Origin of the sequence: Acaryochloris sp. CCMEE 5410, assembly GCF_000238775.2 — a bacterium.
Taxonomy (GTDB): Bacteria; Cyanobacteriota; Cyanobacteriia; order Thermosynechococcales; family Thermosynechococcaceae; genus Acaryochloris.
Map to the genome: position 1 here is coordinate 1,308,371 of NZ_AFEJ02000001.1, position 24,633 is coordinate 1,333,003.

The 24,633-nt window shown below is 47.4% G+C and carries 26 protein-coding genes; 10 read left to right on the forward strand and 16 right to left on the reverse strand.

Going from position 1 to position 24,633, the window contains the following annotated elements; genetic code table 11:
• Positions 1-535: 535 nt before the first annotated feature.
• On the reverse strand, positions 536-1,078 hold the full coding sequence (locus ON05_RS05765) for a hypothetical protein (RefSeq protein WP_010477981.1): 543 nt from the start codon (positions 1,076-1,078) through the stop codon (positions 536-538).
• Between the two features lie 314 nt (positions 1,079-1,392).
• Between ON05_RS05765 and ON05_RS05770 the strand changes: the two genes are divergently transcribed.
• Positions 1,393-1,785 carry a hypothetical protein gene (locus ON05_RS05770; RefSeq protein WP_010477982.1) on the forward strand — a complete coding sequence of 131 codons (393 nt, stop codon included), beginning with the start codon at positions 1,393-1,395 and terminating at the stop codon, positions 1,783-1,785.
• On the opposite strand, the gene ON05_RS05775 is transcribed toward ON05_RS05770, so the two are convergent.
• A complete protein-coding gene (locus ON05_RS05775) occupies positions 1,782-2,198 on the reverse strand; it encodes a universal stress protein (protein ID WP_010477983.1) in 417 nt (138 codons plus the stop codon). The genes ON05_RS05770 and ON05_RS05775 overlap by 4 nt on opposite strands.
• Before the next feature lie 137 nt (positions 2,199-2,335).
• Between ON05_RS05775 and ON05_RS05780 the strand changes: the two genes are divergently transcribed.
• Positions 2,336-2,974 (forward strand): FMN-dependent NADH-azoreductase, encoded by a 639-nt coding sequence (locus ON05_RS05780; protein WP_010477984.1) that lies wholly within the window; start codon positions 2,336-2,338, stop codon positions 2,972-2,974.
• A 125-nt stretch (positions 2,975-3,099) separates the two neighbouring features.
• Here the strand turns inward: ON05_RS05780 and ON05_RS05785 are convergent, their stop codons facing one another.
• The 4 genes from ON05_RS05785 to folB form a co-directional block, all read right to left on the reverse strand.
• Positions 3,100-3,462, reverse strand: a complete 363-nt coding sequence (locus ON05_RS05785) for a hypothetical protein (RefSeq protein ID WP_010477985.1) — start codon at positions 3,460-3,462, stop codon at positions 3,100-3,102.
• Between the two features lie 203 nt (positions 3,463-3,665).
• The gene (gene ftsH4 / locus ON05_RS05790; protein WP_010477986.1) at positions 3,666-5,561 is read right to left on the reverse strand and encodes an ATP-dependent zinc metalloprotease FtsH; all 1,896 of its coding nucleotides are present in this window, start codon (positions 5,559-5,561) and stop codon (positions 3,666-3,668) included.
• A 587-nt stretch (positions 5,562-6,148) separates the two neighbouring features.
• Complete coding sequence (locus tag ON05_RS05795; RefSeq protein ID WP_010477987.1) at positions 6,149-6,307, reverse strand: high light inducible protein; 159 nt, start codon at positions 6,305-6,307, stop codon at positions 6,149-6,151.
• A 203-nt stretch (positions 6,308-6,510) separates the two neighbouring features.
• Positions 6,511-6,870 (reverse strand): dihydroneopterin aldolase, encoded by a 360-nt coding sequence (gene folB, locus ON05_RS05800; protein ID WP_010477988.1) that lies wholly within the window; start codon positions 6,868-6,870, stop codon positions 6,511-6,513.
• A gap of 215 nt (positions 6,871-7,085) precedes the next feature.
• Here folB and ON05_RS05805 point away from each other — a divergent pair, with 215 nt between their 5' ends.
• A complete protein-coding gene (locus ON05_RS05805; RefSeq protein WP_010477989.1) occupies positions 7,086-7,841 on the forward strand; it encodes a metallophosphoesterase family protein in 756 nt (251 codons plus the stop codon).
• Positions 7,842-7,908: 67 nt separating this feature from the next.
• On the opposite strand, the gene ON05_RS05810 is transcribed toward ON05_RS05805, so the two are convergent.
• The gene (locus ON05_RS05810) at positions 7,909-8,913 is read right to left on the reverse strand and encodes a phosphoribulokinase (protein ID WP_010477991.1); all 1,005 of its coding nucleotides are present in this window, start codon (positions 8,911-8,913) and stop codon (positions 7,909-7,911) included.
• Between the two features lie 241 nt (positions 8,914-9,154).
• A complete protein-coding gene (locus ON05_RS05815; protein ID WP_010477992.1) occupies positions 9,155-9,502 on the reverse strand; it encodes a DUF3082 domain-containing protein in 348 nt (115 codons plus the stop codon).
• 146 nt (positions 9,503-9,648) lie between these two features.
• On the opposite strand from ON05_RS05815, the gene trxB reads away from it, so the two are divergent.
• The 4 genes from trxB (at position 9,649) to bchI (ending at position 13,917) form a co-directional block, all read left to right on the forward strand.
• Positions 9,649-11,019 carry a thioredoxin-disulfide reductase gene (trxB, locus tag ON05_RS05820; protein WP_010477994.1) on the forward strand — a complete coding sequence of 457 codons (1,371 nt, stop codon included), beginning with the start codon at positions 9,649-9,651 and terminating at the stop codon, positions 11,017-11,019.
• Positions 11,020-11,136: 117 nt separating this feature from the next.
• Positions 11,137-12,108: a solanesyl diphosphate synthase gene (gene sds / locus ON05_RS05825; RefSeq protein WP_010477996.1), complete on the forward strand. Its 972-nt coding sequence runs from the start codon at positions 11,137-11,139 to the stop codon at positions 12,106-12,108.
• Between the two features lie 49 nt (positions 12,109-12,157).
• Complete coding sequence (lepB, locus tag ON05_RS05830) at positions 12,158-12,754, forward strand: signal peptidase I (RefSeq protein WP_010477999.1); 597 nt, start codon at positions 12,158-12,160, stop codon at positions 12,752-12,754.
• Between the two features lie 77 nt (positions 12,755-12,831).
• Entirely contained in the window at positions 12,832-13,917 is a 1,086-nt protein-coding gene (bchI, locus tag ON05_RS05835) for a magnesium chelatase ATPase subunit I (protein WP_139026017.1), read from the forward strand.
• A 147-nt stretch (positions 13,918-14,064) separates the two neighbouring features.
• Here the strand turns inward: bchI and ON05_RS05840 are convergent, their stop codons facing one another.
• From ON05_RS05840 to ON05_RS05850, 3 genes are all read right to left on the reverse strand, one after another.
• Complete coding sequence (locus ON05_RS05840) at positions 14,065-15,357, reverse strand: hypothetical protein (RefSeq protein WP_262561264.1); 1,293 nt, start codon at positions 15,355-15,357, stop codon at positions 14,065-14,067.
• A gap of 491 nt (positions 15,358-15,848) precedes the next feature.
• Entirely contained in the window at positions 15,849-16,286 is a 438-nt protein-coding gene (locus ON05_RS05845; protein WP_010478005.1) for a thioesterase family protein, read from the reverse strand.
• A 42-nt stretch (positions 16,287-16,328) separates the two neighbouring features.
• Positions 16,329-16,631, reverse strand: a complete 303-nt coding sequence (locus tag ON05_RS05850) for a YkvA family protein (RefSeq protein WP_010478007.1) — start codon at positions 16,629-16,631, stop codon at positions 16,329-16,331.
• A gap of 299 nt (positions 16,632-16,930) precedes the next feature.
• Between ON05_RS05850 and ON05_RS05855 the strand changes: the two genes are divergently transcribed.
• Positions 16,931-17,599 (forward strand): MotA/TolQ/ExbB proton channel family protein, encoded by a 669-nt coding sequence (locus tag ON05_RS05855; RefSeq protein WP_010478008.1) that lies wholly within the window; start codon positions 16,931-16,933, stop codon positions 17,597-17,599.
• A 33-nt stretch (positions 17,600-17,632) separates the two neighbouring features.
• Positions 17,633-18,235 (forward strand): biopolymer transporter ExbD, encoded by a 603-nt coding sequence (locus ON05_RS05860; RefSeq protein ID WP_010478010.1) that lies wholly within the window; start codon positions 17,633-17,635, stop codon positions 18,233-18,235.
• A 10-nt stretch (positions 18,236-18,245) separates the two neighbouring features.
• Here the strand turns inward: ON05_RS05860 and ON05_RS05865 are convergent, their stop codons facing one another.
• Positions 18,246-19,280 carry a TrkA family potassium uptake protein gene (locus tag ON05_RS05865; protein ID WP_029315499.1) on the reverse strand — a complete coding sequence of 345 codons (1,035 nt, stop codon included), beginning with the start codon at positions 19,278-19,280 and terminating at the stop codon, positions 18,246-18,248.
• Between the two features lie 336 nt (positions 19,281-19,616).
• On the opposite strand from ON05_RS05865, the gene ON05_RS05870 reads away from it, so the two are divergent.
• Entirely contained in the window at positions 19,617-20,045 is a 429-nt protein-coding gene (locus ON05_RS05870) for a phage holin family protein (protein ID WP_010478014.1), read from the forward strand.
• A 19-nt stretch (positions 20,046-20,064) separates the two neighbouring features.
• Here the strand turns inward: ON05_RS05870 and ON05_RS05875 are convergent, their stop codons facing one another.
• Genes ON05_RS05875 through ON05_RS05890 form a run of 4 tightly spaced genes read right to left on the reverse strand, consistent with a single transcriptional unit; the run spans position 20,065 to position 24,531 of the window.
• Positions 20,065-21,774, reverse strand: a complete 1,710-nt coding sequence (locus ON05_RS05875; RefSeq protein ID WP_010478016.1) for an NAD+ synthase — start codon at positions 21,772-21,774, stop codon at positions 20,065-20,067.
• Positions 21,775-21,783: 9 nt separating this feature from the next.
• Positions 21,784-22,437 (reverse strand): NrtR DNA-binding winged helix domain-containing protein, encoded by a 654-nt coding sequence (locus ON05_RS05880; protein ID WP_010478018.1) that lies wholly within the window; start codon positions 22,435-22,437, stop codon positions 21,784-21,786.
• A 38-nt stretch (positions 22,438-22,475) separates the two neighbouring features.
• Positions 22,476-23,108 (reverse strand): nicotinate-nucleotide adenylyltransferase, encoded by a 633-nt coding sequence (locus ON05_RS05885; protein ID WP_010478020.1) that lies wholly within the window; start codon positions 23,106-23,108, stop codon positions 22,476-22,478.
• 40 nt (positions 23,109-23,148) lie between these two features.
• The gene (locus ON05_RS05890) at positions 23,149-24,531 is read right to left on the reverse strand and encodes a nicotinate phosphoribosyltransferase (RefSeq protein ID WP_010478022.1); all 1,383 of its coding nucleotides are present in this window, start codon (positions 24,529-24,531) and stop codon (positions 23,149-23,151) included.
• Positions 24,532-24,633 lie beyond the last annotated feature (102 nt).

Sequence of the window (24,633 nt, forward strand, 5' to 3'; positions counted from 1 at the left end):
ACAACCAGCGGCAAATTGGGTGTCAGGCATGTTGTTGTCTTTCCTTTCCTTCATTGAACGTAAGCACTATGTTGTGAGATTCAATTAGTCGCAACGAAGCCCCTTCACATTTTTCAACTGCCTCTAAGCTACCGGAATTCCCATTTGCGCTTCTGTAACAGAAATATGCTGATTCGTTCTTTGCCTCAGATGCATCACACACGTACAGCAGCTCCAACACTGAATTTTTGACAAAGAATCTACGGTTTTCCTGCCCTGTCCGACATGAATTTTTGGATTCTCCTCAACTGGTCCAACTCAGGGCAAGCTCCCAGCACCAGAAGCGTCTGGGAAAGAAGTGGTGGAGCTCAATAGTCATAGCAAGTCTGTGTTGCAAGAACCGACAAGCAATACATCAGATGCAATACATGAGGTATTGTCTGGCAAAATAAGTCATATGATACGGTGCTGCTTAACATATCGTGCGTTAAGGGCGGCACGAGTTTGCCACGAGTGCAAACGAGGTGGCAGTTAGCACATTAGTTCCAACGAGGCGTCAGGCACCAGCATCGGGATTCTCAACAGTTAAATAAATTTCTGCTGTTGCGGGCTGCGCTTGCGCTGCTATGTTTAAGCCGACGAGGCGTCTAAATTCTCCCGAGGATTCGGCTTGTTTGATTAAGATGCGTATTAGTTTTATCTTTGTATCGTCGAATTTATATCTCTCTAGCTTAGCTTTGTAGTTATTCCTCAAAAGGCTGAGAATATATTCATCGCGTGCATTCTCGGACAAACTCTCCAAGTCGGACTGAAAGAAACAATATAGACCAGAGTCAGCAGCTGATTCTTCAACGTAGAGAAATAAGACAAATCCTGCGGTAACATAAGACTTCGGAAGTTTCACATTGGAATTAGAATTTGCAAGCGATCGCCCTTTACATTGAATTCGGCAAAATTTGACGTTATCACCCATGTCTAAGAAAGCGAGAAGATCAGTTCCTTCCCGGTCGAATTTGGGCTTGGCTACCAGAATTCCAGACTGCTGCAATTTATGGGAGATCAGGTCCTCCGCTGTGTACTCAAGACGGGAGGTATCCATTACTGGGTGCCTAACAATCCTAAATAAGTAGAAGAAAAATTTCCTTCCAACATGAAATAAGCAAATAGCTTGTCTACTTCTTGAAGCCTTGCTGTCACTACACTAGTACCTCTAGCTTTATCCTAATCTTGGGCAAGTTACAGAGTCCACAATGGCATAACAGTAACATCGACTGGCCAGAGCAGAGCTTCCAAAGGATACATAGAGTTAACCTATATTGAGAAGACTAATTACTTTGTAGTCTATCGTTTGTCCTTTCTTTATCCATAATTCAAGTTAGATCAACCCACCGTATCTATTTTTGACATAACCCTATGTTTGGCAGTTTTCAAACCAGTAAGCTCAGAATTGAAATAAATGCTTCTGAAGCAGCCTTGCAAGATGCCTTAACCAAAGGATCACAAATTAAACAGTGGCTATGGCCCCAGACCTTTTCAGATGATTTGCCCACAACCTTAAAACCAGGAGCCGTCTTTACCAGTTGGCTGGGTCCCGTCGAAATTCAGCACCATATTGATGTGGTGGATAGCAACACCCTACGTTTCATCTTGAGCAAAGGGGTGGATGGCTTTCAAGAATGGTCTTGGGGCGAAAGATGGGTGCAGTCTCGTCTAGAGGGTGTTTCCTTGCTACCCCTCAATGCTGGTCAGAGTTTGACGCTTTTGCGGCTAAAAGCTTTCTTAGAATGGCGGCAATCTAACCTCTAACGCACCACCATTACTGAGCAGGAGGCATCACTGACGACTTGGCTACTGACAGAACGTTGGAGAATTCGCGTGACTCCCGTAAGCCCTCGACTACCAATGAGGATTAAATCAGCGTCATAGATATTGGCGACCCGGATAATTTCTTCGGCTGGATCACCCGTTACGATTTCTAAGCTACTGTCACAGGGTAGCGATGCTTTATAGGTTTGTAGTTCTTCTTCGATATGCCGAAATACGCCTTGTGGATCGGAGTAAGGACGATCTGCAGGCTGCTCTTCTCCTGTTTCGTTAGTAGAAATGACGTGAGTAAGAATCACTTTCCCCACAGTATCCAATTGAAAACTTTTGAGAGCCAGCATGACCCGTTCAGAAATTTCAGGGCTATCTAAGGCGACCAGGATGGTATTGAACACTCAACGTCACTCCTGTTGAACCAACGACTCTTACTCTGAGATTAGTTATCCCACCCAATAGACTTGCACTGTCTCGACATCTTCAGGTTCTATTAACTACAATTCTTAATTTTGGCAAGAGAAGTAGACTGTTAGGTATGCTTTCTCCAGACTCCAAGCCCCGTTGCTTACTTCATATGGATGTCAGTGCCCGCGTCCAAGGCTCTTACTCCCGCCAGCTTACCCAAAAATTTGTCTCTCAATGGCAACAGGCCAACCCCCATCACCAGATCATTTATCGCGATATTGGCCGTTTCCCCATTCCCCATATTGATGAGACTTGGGTTGCAGCTTATGAATCTGAACCAGAGGACCGTACAGCTGAGATGCAGGCTGCGATCGCACTTTCCGATACCCTGATCGATGAGCTGTTTGCAGCCGACTGCTATGTGATGGGGATGCCCATGTACAACCTAACGGTGCCGTCTACGTTTAAGGCGTATCTGGATCAGGTATTTAGACGCGATCGCACCTTGCAAATCGTCAATGGCATCCCCAAAGGACAACTAACCGACAAAAAGCTATTGGTAATCACCACTCGAAAATATAATTACCGGGTAGGTTCAGGACGAGAAGATCGAGATTTTCTAGAACCGTATCTCAGTGCCATTTTTAAGGTCATGGGGCTGACTGATATTTCGTATATTCATGCTGACCAATTAGCATCAGCCCTGAATAAAGATCAATCTCTGGCTCATGCGACCCAAGCAATTCATCAACGAGCCTTACGCTTTTAATCGCTTCTAACATGAAGGCTGGAAAGCATCTACTTTCCAGCCCCATGGATTGCTTGAATTCCAATAAGTTGTACCCGTCACCCTGCCAGCACAATTGCGAAACAAGACTGAAATGGGTATTTTGATCAATCGTCTTGTTGCTCAAGAATACCTGCAAATTGCTCTTTCACACCTTCCAATAGATTGGGCTGGTCGCCTTCAACCTGTGGCAAAAGGCCAGCCATCTGTTTCGACTCTTCCAAGGCCATAAACATAACGACCAGTTTTTCTTGGGTTTTTTGCACTGCCTCCGCGAGTTGTTCTCGATTTTCCGTCATATTGTCAATCTGATTGGTTAATGACGAAATTTGATCTTGGGTTTCTTCTAGTTCTTTCTCCGTAACTTGCTGTTTAACAATTGAACGAGATTGTAAAAAAATGATGAGAATAATAGCCCCTATGAAAGCGAGGAACAGAAAATCTGGAGCCATGGTTTCGTTCGCAGTCATATTAACCTTCCTTGTTTATAAGTAATGCACGCGCCTATTTATGGGTTACCACTTTGTGGAATCAACTGTAAAGCGTTCATCTAGATCTACCTAATTGTCCGCAAATACTGACAACAGAAAAAGTTTTCTGAATCACATCTCGATCGAAAAAGGCCCCATGCTTAACATGGGGCCACCCAAAGGAATATTTTTTCTATATCAACCTAGACCGCTACAGGCTCTTCTGTCTGCTGGACATGGGATTCAGGATGAACCTTAGCCAGCATCTGTCGCAGACCCTCGCCTTCAATCACCTCTGACTCCAGTAGCTGCTCCGAAATCGTCTCCAGCAATTCCTTATTCTCCTTGAGAATACTCAGAGCTTCCTGATGAGCCGTTTCGACAATGCCCTTGACTTCCTTATCAATGGCCTTGGCTGTTTCATCACTGACCATTCGTCTCGCATTCATGCCGCCACCGAGGAAGTTGTTCTGCTGACCCTTGTCATAAGCCAGGGGTCCTAATACTTCACTCATGCCATAGGAGGTGACCATTTGCTCGGCTAGGTCCGTGGCTCGCTGTAAGTCGTTGGAGGCTCCCGTGGTAATGCTGCCAAAGATGACTTCTTCTGCAGCTCGTCCACCGAGTAGAGTAGCAATCTGACCTCTGAGTTCAGCTTCGTTTAACAAGAAGCGGTCTTCTGTGGGGACCTGGAGGGTGTAGCCTAAGGCTGCCATACCTCTAGGAACAATGGATATCTTCTCCACTTGATCCGTGCCGGACATCTTGGCACCAACGAGGGCATGACCGACTTCGTGATAGGCGACAATCTTCTTCTCTTTGTCGTTGAGGACTCGGCTCTTTTTCTCTAGTCCGGCGACGACGCGCTCAATGGCTTCGGCAAAGTCTTGGGTTTCAACCACCTTGCTGCCTCGACGGGCGGCTAATAGGGCGGCTTCATTGACCAAGTTGGCGAGGTCTGCGCCAGCAAAGCCTGGGGTACGGGTGGCCATGGCTTTGAGGTCAACGTTTTCACCGAGCTTGACTTTCTTGGCGTAGATTTCCAAGATGGCTAGACGACCGGTGAGGTCAGGACGGTCGACGAGGACTTGGCGATCAAATCGACCGGGACGCAGGAGGGCGGGGTCTAGGGTTTCAGGGCGGTTGGTAGCAGCCAGGACGATAACGGTAGCATCTCCAGCCCCAAAGCCATCCATTTCTGTTAAGAGCTGGTTGAGGGTTTGCTCTCGTTCATCGTTACCGCCGACAAAACCATTTCCACCTGCTCGAGATTTACCGATGGCATCGAGTTCGTCAATAAAGATGATGCAAGGAGCTTTCTTTTTGGCTTGTTCGAACAGGTCACGGACTCGGGCTGCACCGGTACCGACAAACAGTTCAACAAATTCTGAACCAGAGATACTGAAGAAGGGGACGCCTGCTTCACCAGCGACGGCTTTGGCCATGAGGGTTTTACCGGTTCCGGGAGGACCTACGAGAAGGACGCCTTTGGGAATCTTGGCTCCAATTTCGGTGAAGCGTTGAGGGGATTTGAGGAATTCGACGATTTCTTCGAGTTCGGTTTTAGATTCTTCGACGCCTGCAACGTCATCAAAGGTGACTTTGTTGTCGTCGCCTTCGACGTAGACTTTGGCTTTGTTTTTGGTGACGGAGAGGGCACCTTGGGGACCACCGCCACCGATGCCGCCTCGGCTAAAGAATTGGAAGATGGCCACGAAGATGACGGGGGGGATGACCCAGCTGAGGAGGGTGGTAAACCAGCGGTTGCTGGGTGGAGGGGTGGCGGCGAATTCGACGCCTTTGGATTCGAGAAGCTTGGGCAGTTCTAGGTCGAAGATCGGGGTGGTTTCTAAGAGTTGCCCTGCTTGATCATCCGCATTTTTGATTTGATACCGAATAATGTCCTGGCCAACCGAAACTCTGGCGACTTCTTCATCTTGAACTTGCTCAAGGAAGAAGCTGTAGGGCACTTTGGGAATGCGTGGTCCTGTAATAAAAGGAACAACTAGGTTCACTATCAGCAGAATTGCAGGGACAAACAGCAAAATACTGGTGATGGGATTCGGTCGTGGACGTTGAGGCTTTTCATTGACTGGCATTGTGGCTTTCCTTTGGGGATAGAGTTTTGAAATGTTTCTACTAAAAGATGAGGTTACTAATAGTGCTTAGATGGGGCTTGACTCAAACTTGGCTAGCATTGCGGCTTATTCAATGGCAGAAACACTAGAGGCAGAGTGTAAAGACGCCTTTTCTAAAGTTGAATAGTGGGTGAACATCAATACTGACCACAACGAAATGACTTTTGTAACGTTATGTAAACTATATTAACGTTTTTGTTACAAACCGTCAATCGAATTCCTGTTTATATGGATTAGGACAGGGGTTGACAGTTCATATATTGGGATCACAATCGTCGATTTATGGGCAATACACCCTAAACATGAAGACGATTAGGGCGTTAACCGTTTCTATCTAGAGTCGAAGTTCCGATCTCTAAGTAATGATGCTGGTGTTGAATATGGGCCGAGGATTGCCCCCCATGTCTGGATAATCGCTGGCAAAAAAAATATCCTTACTCAAAGCGAGCAAAGATATTGGAAATTTGATAGAAATTGGCTAATCAGCTAGAGAATGGCAGCAATGCTGCTTCTCAATGAGAAGAGTCACACAGTTGTGCTACTAAACTTTAGTAACTAAATAGGGAAAGAATTTGTGCAAGCATTCCTTCGCCAGAAATGACTTCAGTAACAAAGCCTAGGAAAAAACCAAGCATTGCAAGGCGACCGCTGAAGTTTTCAGCAAAATCAGTGAAGCCCCACATTGGTTCTGGATCTGATGGGTTCATAGGATCAAGGCTCCGTAAGTACCTTAATGTAACTTTATATTAAGTATATGATATTACGTGTGATTTTTGTGGGTTGAGTACATACGTCTTTGAACATTTGCACTCGTAGCCAATAGTATCAATTTCTTCAAGGTAAAGATAGCTCGCCACCCTTAGATTTGAGGTGCCTCTTCTAGAAAAATGAACAGGGTGAAAAGTTTTATTCAAGACCGGTTTCGCGTTATTTCGATGGTGATACGACCCGAAAAGTCAGGAATAGGAGCAGCAACTTTCGTCAGTTTGACGCTGACCTTTTCAAGGCTGGAGTGGTGCAGTAGCTGTTCAGCGATGGCAGTTGCTAGGCGCTCGATTAACGCATATTTGGACTGGTGAATCAGCTGTTTTACCTGCTCAATAGTTTGGCGATAATCCACCGTATCTTCAATGCGATCGCTCCGACCCGCCGCGGCTAAATCTACCCACAAGACTAAATCAACTTCAAACCACTGCCCCAAAACTTGTTCTTCTGGTAAAAACCCTGTGTATCCGTAGCTGCGGATGCCGTTCAAGTGTATACAATCCATCCGGATACCTCTAAAGTTGTGGATTATAGTCCCTCATAGACATAAAGTTGATAGATGAATAATCAACTTAAGAAATAACTACTCGAATTAACCTCAAATCAGTCATACTTGTGAGTAGTGGTAACTGTAGTTTTAGCGATTTTGTCTTTAGATTTTAGTCTTTTCAACGTATAGCATGGCTATTGTTACTCCTTGACCTTGCATAGCATTTGTGGATGAGTGCACAACAACTGCGTCGATTTGTCATCGGGGATATTCATGGTCACTATCAAGGGTTACTTGATCTAGTATCCCTACTTGAGATTGGCGAATCTGATCAAATCTACTTTTTAGGTGACCTTATTGATCGAGGCCCTGATAGCTCTAAAGTCGTCGATTTTGTCCGAGAACAGTCTTACACCTGTTTGTTAGGAAATCATGAGCAGCTGATGGTAGCGGCTTTGGCGAATCTTTCCCCAAATTCATCCGTGTTGCAAATGTGGTTACAGGCAGGGGGGCGAGAAACCCTGCAAAGCTACAGCTCCAAACAGCATCTTTGGGAGCATTTGAGTTGGATTAAAACCCTGCCAAATCATCTCGATTTAGGAGATTATTGGCTCGTCCATGCTGGGATTAACCCAGATCTGCCGTTAGAACGTCAGACGGCCCAGGAATTCTGCTGGATTCGACGGGAATTCCACAATATGCCACAGCCCTATTTCCCAGACAGAATGATTATTACCGGCCATACCATGACCTTCACATTCTCAGGGGTTGAACCTGGCCAGATCGTTCAAGGAGCAGGCTGGCTCGGGATTGATACAGGCGCTTACCATCCAGGCAGTGGTTGGTTAACAGCCCTGGAACTTTCCTCGTCCACCGTGTATCAGATCAATGTCCATAGCAATGTCTCTCGGGTCAAGCCCCTGGCAGATGTGTTGGTGTCTTTGCCCCATGGTCAGGACACACTATCAATGCCAATGCCCAGTTAACCCAAAAAAATCAGGCGTTGAGAGCAGCCCCAACACCTGAATCTAGAAGTCTATAGATAGGAATGGGCTACACGCCAACTGTTTCCGACGTCTTGGTTGCAGTCAATTTCTCATAGGTCGCCCGCATCTTTAATCCAGCAATAACCTGGAACAAGCCAGAACCATTGTTAGATCCGGGATAATCCCGATGCTTGAGCAGCAGCTCCGTCATCTCACCTTCAAACTTGGTTGAAGTGTTGCTGAGATGGCCTTCAATGTAGATGACCTCATCCAGCTTCTCGAATTGACCGTCTACTTCTAGAACAGATACAGCGTTACCGTAGTAATCATCGGGACCATAGGCCATCCGAATACCAGGATAAGAACAGGTTAACTTACGGCCACAAGGCACCCAGTTGATCGTAGATCCTTCATCAAAGAGATAGACCGGGGCAAAATCAGGCACACCGTCTTTTTGAATCAGTCGGACCCGCAGAATGCTGCCAGGCTTCTCTTCCTTCAGAAGTTGAGTTGGCAAGATCTGAATCACAACATCGGCATGTTGTTTTTGTGGGTCAATATAAGCCTCAAAGTCAGGGCGACGAGCATTGATAGAGGCCAGAACATCTTCGTAGGTATGACCCCGCTCTGCCATGTCTCGCTGAATCTTCCAGGCAATTTTGACTTCATCGCTGATGTCTAAATAAACGCTGAAATCAATCAATTCCCGAACCCGCTCATCATAGAGAGGGTGCAGACCTTCAATCACGATTACGTGGTTGGGGTCGATGCGTTCAGGGGGATCAATGAGACCTGTTTCGTGGTTGTAAATGGGCTTATCGATTGATTGACCACCTTTGAGGGTTTTGATTTGTTCGTACATCAAATCAAAGTTATTCGCTCTAGGGTCTAGAGCAGTAATCCCCGTTTCCTTCCGTTGATAACGATCCAAGCTGTGGTAATCATCAAGGCAAATAACCGTGATGAATTGCTCCCCAAACAGATCCTCCAGTCGACGCAGGAAAGTAGATTTACCGCATCCAGAGTCACCGGCAACGCCGATTAGAACAACACGGTCTGGTTTAGTGGTCATAACTACGATTTCCTTTATAAATCCTATCTCAACAGCAACTAACCCCAGGCACCAACCCGTATGAGAGGGGGTTTGCACAGATAGAGCATTAAATTGCTCCTTTCTGATATTACTAGGCGTTTGTACCCTCTGGATAGCCAAACCTAGAAGAGACCCCAATCGTATGGCCGTCCATTCAGAGACTGGGGATAGCGCAAATATTTTTAGTAATTCCTATGCTACCAAGATTAGAGCGGTTAACTCACGATGATTGTTCAGACTGATCGACGGGGTCAGGTTCAGAAGGTGTAGGGGACGATGTGAGATTTTGCCAGAAGATCTGGATGGATAGAGCGCCTAAGCCCAGGGCTGCCATGCAGAAAATTCCGGTGGCTAAGGTGCTTAACCCCACCACTAAGGTCTTAAGGGCGATGGCGATTTTGACGGCTGTTTGATTATCTGAGGTGAAGGGATGTTCCGCAAAAGACTGGGCAATCTTAGAAGACAGCTTGGCCAGAGGAAACGCAATGGTGCCAGCTACAACAGCGCCAGACAGGGTTCGCCAAATGCTGGGAGGAGTAGGTTTATTTGTAGAGGGGGACTCAGACATGGGCAAACTTTTTAAGCGGATGATGGCAGCGGAATAATTTCACTATAGTAAAGCGTTGGAGATTTTTTGAGTCAAAGGCTTTAGAACAATTGCAAAACGGCTCAAAAAGCCAATGCTCCATCCGCAGCCGTTACCTTACTGTTCTTATGAGTGAAGCGATTGAAAACTTGGTGGTCATTGGATCAGGGCCCGCTGGCTATACGGCGGCTATTTACGCTGCCCGAGCAAACTTAAAGCCCTTTATGTTTGCCGGATATCAGGCTGGGGGACTACCGGGTGGGCAACTAATGACGACCACAGAAGTGGAAAATTTCCCAGGTTTCCCGGATGGGATTACCGGACCACAATTGATGGATCAGATGAAGCTACAAGCCTTACGTTGGGGAAGCGAGATTGTCACAGAAGATGTCATATCCGTTGACTTCCAACAGTTCCCGTTTGTAATCCAGTCTGAAGAAAGAACGGTGAAGGCCCATAGTGTAGTTATTGCGACCGGGGCAACGGCCAAACGATTGGGCTTGCCGTCAGAAAAAGAGTTTTGGAGTCGAGGAATTTCGGCCTGCGCCATTTGTGATGGGGCAACACCTATTTTCAAGAATGAGGAGCTTGCCGTAGTTGGGGGAGGAGATTCTGCGGCTGAAGAAGCGGTTTATCTGACGAAATATGGTTCCCATGTGCATCTACTGGTTCGCTCAGAGCAGATGCGAGCGAGCAAAGCCATGCAAGACCGGGTGATGCGAAATCCTAAAGTTACTGTCCATTGGCAAACCGAGGTGGTGGATGTCTTTGGCGATACACAGCTGCAAGGACTCAAAATCAGGAATCGCCAGACTTCAGAGATCCAAGAGCTGCAGGTGCGGGGGCTATTCTATGCCATCGGCCACCAGCCCAATACCCAACTCTTTACCCAGCAGCTGGATTTGGATGGGATGGGCTACATCCTGACTCAGCCCGATTCGGTCAGCACCAATATTCCCGGTGTGTTTGCGGCTGGAGATGTTCAAGATCATGAGTTTAGACAAGCCATTACTGCTGCTGGAACGGGGTGTATGGCGGCTTTATTAGCAGAGCGCTGGTTATCGTCTCAGGATTTGATAAACGAGTTTCACCAATCGGAAGCCTCTGAACAAACGGAAGATGGGACCCATCCGCCGGAGTACAAGCTGTCGGCAGCGTTTGATCCCAACACCACTCGCCATCAAGGGGCATTTGCCTTGCGGAAGCTGTTTCATGAGAGCGATCGCATCATCGTAGTCAAATATGCCTCTCCCACCTGTGGCCCCTGCCATATCCTCCAGCCGATCTTGAGTCGCGTCATTGATGAATTTGAAGGACAGGTGCACTACGTGGAGATTGACATTGCCGAAGATCCAGATATTGCCGAATCTGCCTCCATAACAGGAACCCCAACAGTGCAGGTATTCCAGGATAAATCCTTATTACAGGAGTTCAAAGGGATTAAAGCAAAGCAAGCGTACAGGGACGCGATCAACGAACTGCTGGCGGCAACTTCATAGAGATTTGAATTCCTGATGGGTTATAAACCCTCTTGTAAACGAAGAGAGTTACAATGTGATAAGCATATGTAAAATTTTGTAATCTTTATTTCATAACCGTCTGAGATAAGCAAATCAATGACCTCAGTAACATCCCTTTTTGATCCAGTTGAAGCCGATTTAGCCATATTGGTGGATAACCTCAAAGACCTGGTACGCGCCCAACATCCAGTTCTTTTCGCTGCGGCTGAACATCTGTTTCAAGCTGGAGGGAAGCGGATGCGCCCAGCCATTGTGCTCCTCCTCTCTAGAGCGTTACTCCCGGATCAAGACCTCACCCCTCGACATCGACGGTTGGCAGAGATCACCGAGATGATTCATACTGCCAGCCTTCTCCATGATGATGTGGTAGACGATTCAGGGGTTCGTCGTGGAGTACCGTCGGTCCACAGCCTGTTTGGCAACCGCATAGCTATTCAAGCAGGGGATTTTCTGTTTGCCCAAGCATCTTGGTATTTGGCGAACTTAGATAACCTAGAGGTGGTCAAGCTCCTGTCTGAAGTGATTAAAGATTTCGCGGAAGGAGAAATCCAGCAGGGTATCAACTGCTTTGACACATCCTTGACCCTAGAAGCCTATCTGGAGAAGTCCTACTATAAGACCGCTTCCTTAATGGCAAACAGCGCCAAGGCTGCGGGAGTCTTGAGCGGCACCTCCTTGCAGGTCAACCAAGATTTATATGCCTATGGTCGCTGTGTCGGCTTAGCCTTCCAAATTGTCGATGATATTTTGGACTTTACCGGGTCGACAAATGCCCTGGGCAAACCCGCTTGTTCGGATCTACGCAGCGGGAATCTAACAGCCCCGGTCCTGTTTGCAATTGCAGAAAAGCCCTATCTCAAAGTCTTGATTGATAGGCATTTGGAAGAGGAAGAAGACCTAGACGAAGCCATTGCCCTTGTGAATGATAGTCAAGGAATTCCTAAATCTCGGGCCCTGGCTGAACAATTTGCCCATCAGGCCGTTCATCATTTGGACTTCCTTCCCGCTTCTGATTCCCGACAAGCTCTAATTGATTTAACGGAATATATCCTCAAACGACTCTACTGAGGAGTACCCTAGTGATCTAGAAGATTGTCCATTTTACGAGAGAACCCCTATGACCTCAGAGGATCGGCCCACACCTGAGGCAGCCCCCATTCCCCCGTGGCGTAAACTGTGGCAATCCCAGAAAGACAATATCCTCACCCTTGCGATCGCACTAATCCTCGCCCTACTGATTCGGGGATTTGTGGCGGAGTCTCGCTACATTCCTTCCGTCTCCATGGAGCCCACCTTAACGCCTGGTGATCGAATCGTGGTTGAAAAGCTTTCCTATCGACTCCGCCAACCTGAAGCCGGTGATATTGTCGTCTTCCATACGCCATTACCCTTGCAAGCCGTGGGTTATGCACCTGAACAGGCATTTATTAAACGAGTGATTGGTCTAGGGGGGCAAACTGTTGCTGTTCAAAATGGCCAAGTCTATGTGGATGGTCAACCCCTCTCTGAAAATTACATTGCAGAAGCCCCTCAGTATGAATTAGCCCCCGTTCGAGTACCTGAAGGCCACCTTTTTGTGATGGGGGACAACCGCAACAATAGCAATGACTCCCATATTTGGGGGTTTTTACCCTTATCGAATTTAATTGGTCGGGCCAATCTGCGATTTTGGCCTCTGGAGCATATCAACTGGCTTCGTAGTCCATTGCCTTGAACGGATTAACGCCCCTGAACAACCATATGGCACAATGGAAAACACTGGATATATAAGCTACTAAATCAGGTATTTCTGTGAGTTCTACTGCGACCAAAGCGCCTACACGCGCTGTTTTCCCATTCACGGCGATCGTCGGCCAAGAAGAAATGAAGCTGGCGCTGATCCTCAACACCATTGATCCTCGAATTGGTGGCGTGATGATTATGGGTGATCGTGGTACCGGCAAAACCACAACCATTCGAGCTTTGGCCAACTTGCTGCCCGAGATTAATGTGGTGGCGGATGATCCCTTCAACAGTGATCCCACAGATCCAGAACTGATGAGCGATGAGGTTAAAGCCTTAACTGCCAGTGGCCAAACCCCAGTCATCGCTCAAATGCAGGTGCCCATGGTGGATTTGCCTTTAGGGGCGACGGAAGATCGGGTTTGCGGCACCATTGATATTGAAAAGGCCCTGGCAGAAGGGGTTAAAGCCTTTGAACCCGGATTATTGGCAAAGGCCAACCGTGGCATCCTTTACGTGGATGAGGTCAATCTTCTGGACGATCACTTGGTTGACGTATTGCTCGATTCAGCTGCCTCTGGGTGGAATACCGTTGAACGAGAAGGGATTTCGATTCGCCATCCAGCTCGCTTTGTGTTGGTGGGGTCTGGTAACCCCGAGGAAGGAGAGTTGCGTCCCCAGCTTCTTGACCGCTTTGGAATGCATGCCGAAATTCATACGGTGAAAGATCCAACTCTGCGAGTGCAAATTGTGGAAGAGCGCTCTCAGTTTGATCAAGAGCCCAACGCTTATTTGGACAATCATACGGATAACCAAAAGGCACTCCAGGAGAAGATTGTTAATGCTCAAAACAATCTTGCGAACGTCAATATTGATCATGAGCTACGGGTAAATATTTCGCAGGTATGTTCCGAACTAGACGTCGATGGTCTGCGAGGTGATATTGTTTCTAACCGTGCAGCTAAGGCTATTGCGGCCTTTGAAGGACGGACAGAAGTCACGGTTGATGATATTCGTCGAGTGATCACCCTTTGCCTACGTCACCGCCTCAGAAAAGATCCCCTCGAGTCGATCGACTCTGGTTACAAAGTCAGCAAGGTCTTCCGTCAAGTCTTTGGTTTACCCGATGAAGAAGACGCTGACATTGCGGCTTAAACCGTAGCCCCCATCAATCCCATCAATGTTTGGCTACCCCTTCTCGGTAAGAAGGGGGGCAGTATATGCTAGTCTCCTGATTTACTCAGGTTGGACAGTCGATCCCCTATTTGCATGGGCCGAAGAGCCATTCCGCAGTGATGGTGGTTAAAGAACGGATACGTAAGAATAATCAAACTTACCGAAAATACCACACCAAGCTAAATTCAACTTCTCAAAACAGTGCACTAACCATTGTACAGAAGCTTGTTTCTGGGATTCATAGTGATTAAACAGCAGTGCAAACCGTTTTTCTAAGTAGGGCTTAATTTTCTTACAAATTAAGACCACCTTGAGCACTAAGCTAACGGTAGAAGTAGACCCGACATTGTTAATCAAATCCATGAAAATCCAATGCTTGGGTTTTTGACGACTCTCAATAACTAGGAAATTTAAGACCTGCTGGCAGGTTCTCACCATCAAAAAGTCGTTCATGGTGCGATCGTTGCTTTCAGGGAACATGTTCTGCAAGGATTGATACAGCTGGTTATTAAACCGACATTGGCCAAACTTGGTATCGATGGATGAGACTAGATACTCATAAAAGTCATTTTTAAAATGTTTATAGGTTGAAGTAGCGGCATGCTGCTGCATCAGAAACTGTTTGGCTAAGTCCTGATGAGTATTGCGTGCATCCACTTTGCCGACAAAATGTTTGAGGGAGCCGCGTAGATCTGAATCACTTAACAGAGTGGGGTTATGAACGGGCTGAATAATTTTTCCCTGCTGTGGATGGGGTTGTCCAACTGTTTGAATTAACGGTTGAGGATCTCGGGTTTGTCGCTTTAAGAGATCCGTCATGTACAGAGATAGATCCACCTCAAATTTTTGCTGGGCTTGAACCTGAGCTTGATGAATCACTTGCTGATGTTCTTGGGTATCCCCTTGTGAAACCAAGCAATGCTTGTACAGGTAAGGATATCGCTGTAATAGAGTGACTAGGGGTTGCTGCCCAGATGCGGCTCCCCCTGGATTCATAAAATCTGCAAATCGACGTAATCTCTGAAAGTGCTGGCTTTTAGTAAAGTGCTTGACGAGCAACCGTAGCCGAGTCTTTGTCTGAGTTCGACCTAAGCTAGCTGGCATACCGCTTGCCTGGCCTAGAAGATCAATCAGTTGTGAAATGGCATAACGACAATCAAATTGGGTTTGCCAACGGTTGACTAAAATATAGCAACATCGATTGAGAAATAAACAAAACTCATCTTGTTTGGTCGTAGATTTGACAATGGCATTGATTGCTTGCCTAATCTCAGGTTCTTGGTATCCTGATGTGCCTAGAAATAGAGACTGAAATCGGTGTAAAACATCTTGTGGAGATTCAGAGCGGACACAAGCAAGAAGATGATCATAAACTCTCTGCTCATTAGAAACAGACCGGGAATGATGATGATAAGGCAACTGGGTGTTCACTGGATTTCTGGAGAATAGGGCTTACAGTTAAGTGATCAGGACAACAAACACGGGTGCTTGAGTTAACTGCTTCCTAATTCAAGGTGCTCCCCAACTTCCTGAATTATGTAGCGTGTGATTAGTATGCCCAAACTTGTAATCAAATTACAAAATATATTTCTAATTTAGGTGTGATCAAACGCACGTTAATAAGTGATCCAGGTCACTGAAACGCTCTGGGGATGACAAGCCTAGAAAGACTAATCTGCTAATCATAATTAGCGATTAATTTATCTGTATAAGAAAGAGGCATTTTGACTATCAAAAAAGACTAAAAAACTAGATCTTATATATAAGATGTACGTAAGTTAGACATTTCCTAAAATGGGCTTAACACTTACAAAAGTGATGACTTTCTTGATTTTTAGCTGATCAAAATTCAAAAAAAGTCAAAAAGACTTATTTTTTTTCTCTTAATGGTGGTGTAAGATTGCGTTTCTTTAACTTATGAGCTGGTGAATGGCATCCTGTAAGACCTGAGGAGGGGTCCGCAGAATCCGTCCATTTTCAGAATTAACAGGTACAAGGGTAACGCGCCCCAACACACAAGGTTTTTCAGTATTGATGCAGAAAATATCTTGATCCCAGAAAAGTCTAACCTTGTCCAATTTGCTAATTCTAGTTTTAACGATGACCTCATTTCCCATCTGGATGGCTTTTTGATATCGAAGGGATAAGTCAATGACGGGGAGATCACAGCCTAATTGGACTAATGCTGAATATTCCAGCCCCACGGAGCGAAAAGCAGCAATGCGAGCAGCTTCCATCCATTCTAGATAGGAGCCATGCCAGACCACTCCGGCATAATCCGTATGACAAGGCTGAACCCAAACGGGATATTCAAACCATGGACTGGAACCTTGAGGGGAAGCATTCATGAAAAATCGCGGCAAATAACGGCTTGCCCCACCTAAGATACATCAGTCCTGAATGGGCACTGCATCAACATCAACGGTTTCTTGGCTATCGGCCTCATTGCTCTTCGGCTGTGTGTTTACTTGGCGCTTTTTATAGTCTTCAATAAACAACTGAGAGAGTTCAGAGATAAAGAGCGTTAGTAAGGCAAGATCATCAATTTGACCGATGAGGGGAAAGACATCCGGAGAAATATCGAAGGGACTTAAGAGGTATGCCAAGGTACCGGCAATAATCCATCCCCGATACTTCGGATTACGCAGACTGTTTCGATACCAGTTATAAAGTGCTTTGATCGAAAAATTCATTAGCTTATATCTCCTTTGCCCTACTATCTTGTCAGAAATTAGATAACAGATCTGGTGTGGATTCCCGTCAGAGTGCTCTCTACATGTGATGGGACAAAATTGGCTTAATATGGTTCTTTAAATCGGTAATACTTATATTTGTTCTTCTAATAGAGCAATATCGGGGAATTGATGGCCGACTAGATTTATTTCATAAATGAATAAGTCATGCTATATCTTATACTTCATGATGAGACAGAACTAGACAGAAAACGTCGAACATCATTGATCTCATCGTCGGATTGGGCAAAGGAAGTATCGTGAATATTATCGAGCTATTTGAGAAGGGAGGGCCCACAATATGGCCATTGCTTGGACTCTCTATATTAGCGATTGGAACTGTTTTTGAGCGGTTATGGTTCTGGAGCAATCTTCTCAAAGGAGAACGAAAAACAGCGAAGCAAATTCTGGATGCTGCCCGCCGAGATTGGGATGAAGCGACTCACCTAGCTCGACAATTTAGCAATCAACCTATCGGTCGATTTCTGTTTACTCCGTTACGGTTAGCGAATCAAGAACCGGAAATTTTTCGATTAGCTCTAGAAGCCTCTGCTGATGAAGAGCTGACAGCTATGCGCAAGGGCAGCAAAGTTCTAGAAGCTGTGATTGCTTTATCTCCATTACTGGGACTATTTGGTACTATTTTAGGCTTGCAAAATTCCCTAGGTAAATTAAATTTTGAGGAATTTGGTCAAATTGTTGGTAATCCAGCTTTAGGAATTGACCAGGCTTTAACCAGTACATTGGTAGGATTGGCCATTGCGATTGTTTCCCTGACCTTTTATCGGCTATTTCAAGGATTGGTCTTTAATCAGGCGCGCATTTTTCGACGGACGGGGAATGAACTAGAGCTGGTCTATCGACAGTTTTGGCTGCAGCCCTCCGAAACACGGCCTGCCCTGCCCCCTCAAAACGATTCTCAAGAATAATACGTTGCCTGTTGAGTGCCAGTTTGAATTCCTATGAAAACATTTTTAGACAATGAAGATGCAGATATTCAAGTTGAGCTAATTCCGCTGTTGGATGTTGTTTTTTGTCTCCTGGCGGTGTTTATTTTGGGGACGGTAGGTTTGAGTCGCCCCGAAGGGATTAACCTTAATCTTCCCAAGGCAGAAACAGGAACGCCCCAATTTAGCAGTAAGTTTAGGGTGCAAGTTGGCATCCTCGGGGAGCTGTTGGCTAATAATCAACCGGTGAATCAAACTCAGTTGAAGCAGTTGGTGAGCCGCTATTTGCAAACGACCCCTCAAGGGGTTGTGATTTTGAAGGCGGATGGGGGTGCTACTTACGACCAGGTGATTACGGTTTTGGATATGCTGCGGTCTGTGGGCGGAGAGCGGGTTGCCTTAGAGACAGTGAAAAGTGATCCAGTCACCCCTCCCGGTCAGATCCCTGGTCAACCACCCGGTCAAAATGATGTGTTACCCGTGCCGTCTGTGGATGGTCCGAATCCAGGATCATTTCCTACGGTGCCCAATCAGCCATCTACGACGACGCCTTTGCCAGGACAACCCCTTGCTCCTTTGCCGGGGTCTCAACCCCAACCTAGTCCAGCTGCACCCTAAGAGATTGCCGTTAGCTCTGAGGCGATAAGGCTTGGTTGAGGGCTTGCAGTTGCTGGGTAGTTCCCATGCAAATCAATAGATCTTGGCTGCGAAATTCGGTTTGCGCTGATGGCGCCCCTATCAGTTCACCGTTAGCTCGACGGATGGCGAGGATGGAGGCACCGGTTTGCGATCGCACATCCGCAACGCCCAAAGTCTGGCCCACATAAGGGCAGTTATCTGCATCAATCAGCAGTTCTTCAATATAAAAGCCGGGTTCACTGCCCGTTAACGCCACATCCATAAAATTGACGACTTGGGGCCGTAAAGCCGCGGCAACCATCCGTTTGCCAACGGTCATATAAGGAGAAACAACCGCATCTGCTCCCACTTGCTGCATTTTGGCGAGGGCATCTTCGCTATTTGCCCGGACAATGGCTCTGATGGAGGGATTGATGTTCTTTGCAGACAACACCGCATATAGATTGTCGGCATCAGATGCAAGGGTGGTGACGATACCGCTAGCTCGTTTGATACCGGCTTGTAATAGGGTTGGATCTTGGGTCGCACCACCTTGAACAGTGACATAGCCCAAGTTCTGGGCCATTTCAACCCCTTCTTCATCCTGATCAATAATCACAAAGGGAATATTCTCTGAGGCGAACTCCTGGGCAATCTGTTGGCCGGTGCGGCCAAACCCACAGAGCACAAAGTGTTCGGAGACATCTTCTAGGAGCCTTCGCTGTTGCTGTAAACGGACGCCGTCTCGGAAATACCCTTGAATGACTGCTTCCGTAAAGCGATTGGCAATGTAGCCGAGCCAGATCACCCCCACGATAATCAGGACAATTGTGAAGACCCGACCGCGATCACTAAGAGGATTCACCTCCATAAAGCCCACGGTGGAGAGGGTAATCACCGTCATATAGAGAGCATCGATGAGCGGCCAATGTTCGACGACCCAGTACCAAAGGGTTCCTAGGACAATGACGCCCCCGAATGCCCCGATTCCTAAAAATAACTCTCGTTGAATCTGCTGATATTTTTTCTCCAAAATCGAGTACACGGCAATCGTCCGTCGACAATAGTGACTTGAACATCTTGAAACCAAGATATTCGCCTCTAAATAGTATGTCTAGATTGGTGTATTTTAGAGTGCCATTGGGATAAGTTGAGTTACTCAACGATACGCTTCCAGCTCAAGCGTATGAATAAGTATTTCCTTTTTTATAAACAAATCTAAATATTCTGGGGTTTAGTAGCAAATAATACGGTAGGAGTATTAGGAATCTGAATCAAAAACGGTAGTCACTAAGTGTGGAGTAATCCACGGGGGGACTTATTACGAGTGACTCTACTCTGTTAGTCATCAACCAATACTCTACCCGAGGAGGATAGACAAGTGATTCCATTAGCATGGGGCGTCAACACAATCCTAGGACTCATCCTGAAGCTGATTGTGACCGCCATTAGTCTCTTCATTATTTCCAAATTGCCATTTGTGGGGGTTGAGATTGATAGCCCCGGTAAGGCTGTCTTTTCTGCCTTTATCTTCGGTATCCTGAATGCTTTGGTCGTACCGTTATTCGCTTTATTGGAGTTAGGACCGAAGTTGACCGATATTGTGATTGCTGGCCCCATTCACTTTGTCTTGAATATCATTATTTTTGCGCTGGCCGCCGCACTGGTCCCTGGATTTAGCCTGAAAAATAAGATTTTAGATCCCATTGTGGGCTCCATCCTACTCACCATACTGAATACAGTGATTAACCACCTCCTCCCTTTTGGTGGAACGGCAAAAGCCGCATTGGTGGTGGCTGGAATCGGTTAATCGTTCCACTGGCTAGCCATTAGGTCTCAACGGATACAGGCTGAGCTGCTGTAGGTGGCCAAGTGGTTCGAGCCGCAATGGGCATACGCCAACCTGTGCCAAACGCTCGGTCCGTAATCTTGAGTCCAGGAGGGGCTTGGCGGCGTTTGAACTCAGCCCTTTTGACCATTTGAATAATTCGGTCCACGATCGCGGCGGGGTGACCTGCCGCGATTATTTGTTGGCCCGATTGGTGGTGATCGACATAGCGATAGAGAATATCATCAAGAACGTCATAATCAGGCAAAGAGTCTTGATCCACCTGGCCGGGCTTAAGTTCAGCGCTAGGGGGTTTGGTGATCACAGAGTCAGGAATGATGATACCCTTTTCTCCCAGTTCAGGTGGCGTGTGGGTATTCAGCCAACGGCATAGCTCGTAAACCCGGGTTTTAGGCACATCTGCAATGGCTGCTAAGCCCCCGTTCATATCCCCATAGAGGGTGCAGTAACCAACCGCCATCTCCGATTTATTACCAGTGGAGATCAGCAAACGGCCAAATTTATTAGCAATGGCCATCAGCAAATTGCCCCGAATTCGGGCTTGAATATTCTCTTCTGCTACACCGGGCTCGGTCCCGGCAAAAACGGGATCTAGGATCTGGTCATAGGTTTGCATTGCTGGTGCGATCGCTAACTGTGTCGTCGGCATTCCCAAGTTCTGAGCCAGATCTTCCGCATCCTTGATGGAATGATCAGAGCTATAGGGGGAAGGCATCAGCACACCCAATACATTCTCTTGACCCAGAGCGGCAGTGGCAATGGCAGCCACTAGGGAAGAGTCAATACCGCCACTCAATCCCAGAACGGCTTGGCTAAATCCACATTTTTGGGCATAGTCTCGCAATCCCAATACCAAGGCTGACCAAATTTCAGCATTGATATCCGATACCGCAGACTCGATTCGACTGGGCAGCAGATCATGAGCCTCGTAATCGAAGAGCAACAAGTCAGGTGCAAAGCCCTTGGCCCGTCCCACCACATCTCCCTGGCGGTTGACGGCGACACTGCGGCCATCAAAAATCAAGTCGTCATTGCCACCCACCTGATTGGCATAGATCAGGGGACAGTGGTACTGCTGAGCATGGTGCCGTAACATCGCTTCTCGCAGTTCTTGTTTGCCGACGCAGAAGGGAGAGGCAGATAAGTTGATGATCAAATCCACGTTGTAGCTCATCAGTTCAGCAACTGGATCCACGGCGTAGGCTTGTTTCTCCCAGAACTCTGAATTATTCCACAGATCTTCACAGATAGTGACCCCAATTTTGCCTTCTTTCAAGTCCAGGACATTGGGCTGGTGGCCGGGTTCAAAATAGCGATCTTCATCAAACACATCGTAGGTGGGTAGCAAATGCTTATGAAAGCACTGCTGAATCTCGCCGTTATGCAAATGAACAATGCTATTGAATAGGGGTTTGCCCCCCTGAGCCGCGTTCTCCTGCACGCTGCCCACCAGCACATGGAGCTTGGCTGGTAACTGAGTGGCCAGCTGTTCTAAGGCAGTTTGAGCCGCTGCCACAAAACTGGGGTCGAGCAACAAGTCTCTAGGGGGATAGCCACATAGGGACAGCTCTGGGGTCAAGAGTAAGGTAGTCCCCTGCTGTTCGGCTGCCGTGGCCGCCGCTGCAATAGCTTCAGCATTTCCCACCAGATCACCAATAGTGGGATTCAATTGTGCGATCGCAATCTTCATGTTTCGTTCCTACACAAACACTAGCGGTTTATCTCGAAAAGGGGCAAAGGCTTCCACATCAAAGCGATATAACGTGGCCGGACGGCCTGCTCCCCGGCAGATTTTCTCCCCCGTATCGGCCAAAAATCCTAATTTCAACAGTCGCGATCGGAAATTAGAGTAATCCGTAAAGTTCTCCCCCAAAACCGTGCTGTATAGCTGATAGAGATCCGCTAGGGTAAAGCGATCGGGCAATACTTCAAAGGCCACGGGGCTGTACTCCAATTTGTTACAGAGCCGCCGATGGCCATAGGCAAGGATGTCGGGGTGATCAAAGGCGAGAGTGGGTAAAGTCTCCACCGGATGCCAATCGATTTCACAGCCTTCATCCACGATCAGCATGGCATCTTCAAAGCGGACAAGGGCAAAATAGCTAACGGATAGATAGCGGACCCCATAACTGTCTGGTGCTTCTCGGGGATCTCGGTGGGGACCACCAAAACTATAGAGCTGTTCTAAATACAGGTTTTCTACCCGTAGCTTTTCCGCCAGAATCCGATAGGCGGCAGCCTCCAGGGATTCGCCCTCCTGCACTAAGGTTCCGGGTAAGGCCCAATCCCCAGCATAGGGATCGCTATTGCGCTTGACGAGGAGAGCCAGCAGGCGATTTTGAGCCGTGTCCACAGAAAAGATGACATTATCGACGCCAACCTTAAACTCCGCTAGGGCAGGGGTGGGGTAGTCAAGAGTAGAGGTTGTGGACTCTCGTCGAGATGAGGATGGGGCACGTTCCATGAGTACAGATGATGTTGTTGAATATAGGCGGCAATAGCAGGCGGGACATCGTTAATATCCCCCGTATGGCGGTAATGGCTGGAGGAGACGGGTGGGCCTTGGAAATTTGCGATTGCAAACCGAGCCCCCAACCGTTGCAAGGCTGTTAAGGCATTCGGATCGAGCTGTGCATCGGGACGGTGCAAAATCAGGAGCTGGACCTGCTGGAATAAAGTTTCAACCCCGTACCAATGGGGCAAGGTTGTCACCACATCTGAACCGACTACCAGGGTAAGCTCAGCCTGGGGCCAAAGCTGTTGGGCCTGCTGCACCGTGAACAGGGTCTTGGAATGACTTAACTCTGGCCGTAAGCCTACCTGTTGATGTCGCTGCTGTGAATCCTGAACGAGCAGCGACAACATGCGTTGGCGTTCAGACAAAAGAGACTGATGCTGTTTAAAGGGGTTATCTGAGGCCCAGACGGCCACATAATCGTAGAGCCCAGCTAACCATTCAATAATGGATTGATGTCCCACGGTGGGCGGATCAGCACTGGTGCCAAAAAGTGCAATTTTTGTCATAGATCGAATCATCTGAGCGAACTGGGCAAGAAGTTAAGGGCTAAGCAGTCTTTGATGTCCGGCGAGTCGCCGCCGTTAGGGCTTGTAAATCGGTCGATAACTGCATGGGTAAAGAAACTGGATTAACCACAGAACGGACGTCTGCTGGCAAGCTCTGCACAGAGTCTAAGGTGCGCTGGGCAATGGTTTCTAGAGATTCTGGGGTTTTGAGTCGTTGTCCTGCTTTCATCATCAGCTGCAAGAGAGGTTGACCCTCTGGAGCCGAATCGTTGACTAATCCCAGGTGATCTTGACTAACCTGCCCCTGATGAAACTGGCGAAAAATTTGTTTGCGCCCCGGATAAGTGATTTTGCCATTGGCCTCCTTCATCACGGGATTGCCATCGATATCGACGAGCTTATATACCCCGTTGACAGGACTGCCCGTCACCAGCTTCGTCCCGACGCCATAGCCGTGGATATGGGCTCCCGCTTGGCGAAGTCGAAGAATTTCTGGTTCATCCAAATCTCCACTCACCACAATTTTGGCTTCCGGCAAGAGCTGATGAATCTGTTGGGATAATTCCACTAAATCCCCTGAATCTAGGCGAATCGCCGGTACCTCCAGTTCCCCCGCATTAACCTTCTCCGCCAGAGTTTGGGCTGCTGCGAGGGTGTCATAGGTATCAATCAACAGCGCCGCCTGAGGAAAGGTGCGGTGAAAAGCGGTAAAAGCCTGAAGTTCAGTCCCTTGAGTGGCCGTCATGGCCATGACTAACGCATGGGCCATCGTTCCACTGGGCTGTCGGCCCAAAAGTTGGGCCGCTAAGACATTCGAGGTGGCATTTAATCCGGCAGCCAAGGCAGCTCGGGCCGCCCATACAGACGCCTGCGGTCCAAATGCTCGGCGGGTTCCAAATTCTAAAACTGTGGCATCAGGACCGGCCACATCTCGCAACCGAGCCGCACGAGTGGCGATTAAGGTTTGATAGTTGATGGTATTGAGGATAAACGTTTCTACCCACTGGGCTTGCCACAAGGGCGCTTCAATCCTCAAAAAGGGTTCGTTGGCAAAGATGGTTGTTCCTTCCGGGACCGCCCACACGTCACCAGTAAATTTTCCTTCTTCTAACATGCGCCAAAACTGAGTAGGGGCATGACTAAATAAATCGGTTCCTTGAAGATACTGAATTTGCCGAGCCGTAAATTTTAGGTTTTGTAGGTAATCTAAAACCTGTGCTAAACCCATGGCGACTAAATAGCCGAACTTGTCAGGTAAGCGCCGAACCGTTAACTCGAAGCTTGCCGGTATTTCCGCCAGATTCTCATTTAAATAGCAAGCAGACATGGTGGCTTGATATAAATCAGTCAAGAGATTATAGTCACTGGCAGAGAGGTTTAAAGATTGATCAGCTACCTCAGGGGGCTTAACCAGTTCTAACATCACTGGACTCCTCGTAAATATCCATGAAATTCCTGTACAGCCAGGAATCAGCGCTGATCAAAAAAACAATTTTTAATTGATTAAGCAGCGCTTGTCTTAATT

Coding starts and splice junctions, on each gene's coding strand:
- folB (WP_010477988.1), bottom strand. CDS start 6,870: ATGGATTGTATACACTTGAACGGCATCCGCAGCTACGGATACACAGGG.
- ON05_RS05810 (WP_010477991.1), bottom strand. CDS start 8,913: ATGACCACTAAACCAGACCGTGTTGTTCTAATCGGCGTTGCCGGTGAC.
- ON05_RS05845 (WP_010478005.1), bottom strand. CDS start 16,286: ATGAATGCTTCCCCTCAAGGTTCCAGTCCATGGTTTGAATATCCCGTT.
- ON05_RS05780 (WP_010477984.1), top strand. CDS start 2,336: ATGCTTTCTCCAGACTCCAAGCCCCGTTGCTTACTTCATATGGATGTC.
- ON05_RS05875 (WP_010478016.1), bottom strand. CDS start 21,774: ATGAAGATTGCGATCGCACAATTGAATCCCACTATTGGTGATCTGGTG.
- ON05_RS05805 (WP_010477989.1), top strand. CDS start 7,086: ATGAGTGCACAACAACTGCGTCGATTTGTCATCGGGGATATTCATGGT.
- ON05_RS05850 (WP_010478007.1), bottom strand. CDS start 16,631: ATGAATTTTTCGATCAAAGCACTTTATAACTGGTATCGAAACAGTCTG.
- trxB (WP_010477994.1), top strand. CDS start 9,649: ATGAGTGAAGCGATTGAAAACTTGGTGGTCATTGGATCAGGGCCCGCT.
- ON05_RS05785 (WP_010477985.1), bottom strand. CDS start 3,462: ATGACTGCGAACGAAACCATGGCTCCAGATTTTCTGTTCCTCGCTTTC.
- sds (WP_010477996.1), top strand. CDS start 11,137: ATGACCTCAGTAACATCCCTTTTTGATCCAGTTGAAGCCGATTTAGCC.
- ON05_RS05860 (WP_010478010.1), top strand. CDS start 17,633: ATGAAAACATTTTTAGACAATGAAGATGCAGATATTCAAGTTGAGCTA.
- lepB (WP_010477999.1), top strand. CDS start 12,158: ATGACCTCAGAGGATCGGCCCACACCTGAGGCAGCCCCCATTCCCCCG.
- ON05_RS05770 (WP_010477982.1), top strand. CDS start 1,393: ATGTTTGGCAGTTTTCAAACCAGTAAGCTCAGAATTGAAATAAATGCT.
- ON05_RS05795 (WP_010477987.1), bottom strand. CDS start 6,307: ATGAACCCATCAGATCCAGAACCAATGTGGGGCTTCACTGATTTTGCT.
- ON05_RS05890 (WP_010478022.1), bottom strand. CDS start 24,531: ATGTTAGAACTGGTTAAGCCCCCTGAGGTAGCTGATCAATCTTTAAAC.
- ON05_RS05815 (WP_010477992.1), bottom strand. CDS start 9,502: ATGTCTGAGTCCCCCTCTACAAATAAACCTACTCCTCCCAGCATTTGG.
- ON05_RS05885 (WP_010478020.1), bottom strand. CDS start 23,108: ATGACAAAAATTGCACTTTTTGGCACCAGTGCTGATCCGCCCACCGTG.
- ftsH4 (WP_010477986.1), bottom strand. CDS start 5,561: ATGCCAGTCAATGAAAAGCCTCAACGTCCACGACCGAATCCCATCACC.
- ON05_RS05765 (WP_010477981.1), bottom strand. CDS start 1,078: ATGGATACCTCCCGTCTTGAGTACACAGCGGAGGACCTGATCTCCCAT.